Here is a 3,183-nt window from a genome sequence, read left to right as displayed (position 1 = left end):
GTTGTTGTTCCATGTATAGGATCATTAATCGGTGAATGTGGTGGGATATCTTTAATTGTATTTATAATTGTCCCATATCCAAATATATTAGAAACATTATTTAATTCATGAATGGGAGTTACAACATTTACTACAGAATTAACAATTACATTTGCTCCGTTTTGTAAGATATGCAAAGGTTCACCTTTTACATAGGTATTATATGAAATATTAGATATTGAATTGTTAACTGTATTATGGTTCAATCCTGCCGCATTAGTCGTTACCGAATTTAATCCTGTTATTTTACCTGCCGCATTTGCCAATCCTCCGCCAAGCGAATTTCCAGCAAATATTGGTGATCTACCACCTATATTCTGGTATATTTGATTGAATTCTTTGCCTATATTTTGAGCCGCACTATATTCTGGCGATCCAAATCCCAACCCTTGGGTTACATCCTCAATTCCTTCCCATACATTGGTTGTACCTTTAAAGATTATCATAGGCGGAGTCAACGGATTATCAGGATCATTAGGCAGATACATAACTGATTCTAAATTTGTTGATTTTCCAGTTTCCGGATTTTTGGGATGATACAACATTTTGCTCAAACCATCCTGACCATCTATTCCCATCTTTCTCAACTCCTCATCCGTGGGAACATGATATTCGTCAGGTGGTAAAGCATCCTTATTGATTTTTCCATTTGCATCATAATATCCCCTGCTTTTTTCTGGAAAACCATGCACATACCCATCTGCCGCATGGTCGGCAATTTCCTTTTCCTCCATTGTATGAACCAGTTTTTCATATCCTCCTTTTTGTATAGCTTTTTTGACAACTCCCCATGCTGTATCATTATATTCATTTATTAAGGATGCAATAGATGCCCCGTTTAATGCTTCCGTGGCACCTCCAACTGCACCGCCTGCTGCCGCTCCCGCCCCCGTAGAGGCTGCGTTGGTCAACAAATTGCCTATTGTTTCTGTTACAGCATTGTCACCATAATGATAGCCCAGATATTCCCCAAGTTTATTGCCAACAATATTTCCGGCCACCTTACCGGCAACTGTACTTGCAACGGCCGCTCCTGCGTTTCCACCAGTGACAGCGGCAATGGCGGCACTTCCTCCGGATTCAATTAGAATACGTCCGATATTATTTTTTGCATTCGTCTCGTCAAAACCCCATACACCGCTATTGTCCAGCCTGTCAGACACCTGTCCCATCACCTCACCAACAAGCTGCATTCCCGTCTGGCTGTTTTGCAATTCATTGGCAAGCCTGTTCGCATCAAACCGATTCTTTATATGACCATTTGCCTCATCCACGCTGGTGGCATACTGGCCGGTCACACTACCGGCATGTACCGTTATGTTATCTGATATGGCTGACTGACTGATGCTTTGTTCAGCATGTTTTCTCTGCGTTCCGCTGATCAGACCAGAATTTGCGGCAATATTGCTGCCAATATAGCCAAGGGGACCCAAGCTGCCTCCAAGTCCTGCACCTCCAAGGCTTAATCCGCCTCCTGTAGCCGTCGCTTTCCATCTGGATTGATTGTTTTCACTTTCAGCGACCAGTCTTCCTGTATCAAAATGGTTTTTGGACTGGGCTGCCGTGCTGCTGATTACACCCGCCTTTAGATGCGTTGTATCCCCAACATGGATATCCACCCCTTCTTTGCCAGCGTAAATGCCAGAAAGCTGTTTGCCTGTGCTTTGATAATTATCCCTGATCTTTTGATTGCCATAGCTGACACCTCCAGCAGCTGATCCCGCACCAAGTGGTATTTTGATGCTGGCTCCGGCCTGGCTCGAGTTGCTCTTATAATGAGAGATGTCCTGAGGGGTTACAACATCAAGATTGCCTGTATTGACACCGACATGATCGCCAGATACCGTCGCACCGTTGATCGTCGTTTTGCCAGAAGCATTGATTTTTACATCATTGGAGGCTGTAACCGTGGTGTTCACTGATGTCAAGCTATTCCCCCGGGCATGTTGGGAGGATCCCTGACCATTGGCACCAAGTGATAATCCTGCACTACCTATCTCTATACCAGCCCCTCCTCCATAACTGTGACTTTTGCTATATTCATGCGTCGTGTCCCAGCCAGATTGCAATATTACATCATTGCCAGTCAGGGATACGTTCTTACCGGCAAGATGGGCTGCCGTTGCAGTTAAATCACCATTATGAACATCCGCCCTGTTATCCCCACGAGCCACAACATTGAGTTCATTACCGGCAACAGCTGAGGATCCAACCACATTGCTTTGTGAATATTCGCTGTATGATTTGCCAACATTAAATCCAAGTGCTGCAGTTCCAGAGATCAAACCTCCTCCAGTGCTGTTTCCATTCGTTGCAAGGGCATTGCCAACTACATATCCGCTCTGCATCGCATTCAGGGTTCTGCCAGCCGCACTACCCTTGCCGTGCATGTCAGAGGCTGACTGTCCTGAACGAGCCGCTTGGCCAGCCGCCGAATCCCCGGACAATCCTACACTTAAGCCCGCAAATACCGATGATCTTTTATGCGTTTCTTCTACTGTATTGTTCACTGTATTGAAATTTACTGACGATCCACTGATTTTAAGATCATTGCCAGCACTTAAATCAGTTCCCGTAAAGGTTGATGATCCCCCAGATACAAGATTCAAATCATGACCAGCACTGATTTCACTTGGTGTCCAATGAACTGTTTTGCTGGTATCTGTCTGCTTCATTGAGTGATAGCCAATTGATGCCATACCCCCGTTGAAACTTGCCCCCAATCCAGACTTGCTTTCATGATGATAATTGCTTGTCGTATCCTTAAGTGCGGTGGTGGCTATATTATTACCGGCAACAAGATTAACGTCTTCCTTGCCTGTAACTGTACCAGCTACATTCAGATCATGACCTGCAGAAATACTGATGTTTTTTCCTGCCCCAACAAGAGTTCCTATTTCTTCACTTTGTTGAGGAATATCCTTAAGATTTTCCTTTTGCAATAACCCAGAACTTTTATGTTCGGCATAAGAAGATACGGTATTGGTAACAGTTCCAAGATTTACATCATGACCTGCAGCAAGAGTTGTGTTTTCTCCTGATAAAATGACCGAACCAGCAGTGTTAATATCATGGGTTGCACCCATGCTAATATTTCCATTGGCAATGACATTACTGCTGATTGCTTCAGAATAATTTCTCTTA

Annotated in this window: 1 protein-coding gene; it reads right to left on the bottom strand. The window is 44.1% G+C overall.

Features of this window, described 5'->3' with window-relative positions:
* The coding region (locus U0839_RS08605; RefSeq protein ID WP_413550483.1) for a hemagglutinin repeat-containing protein at nucleotides 1-3,183 on the bottom strand (3,183 nt) is incomplete at both ends.

The organism is Commensalibacter sp. A3DC (assembly GCF_047307945.1).
Lineage (GTDB): Bacteria > Pseudomonadota > Alphaproteobacteria > Acetobacterales > Acetobacteraceae > Commensalibacter > Commensalibacter melissae.
The sequence above is the reverse complement of the archived record's forward strand: the minus strand, read 5'-3'. Positions and strand labels throughout refer to the sequence as shown.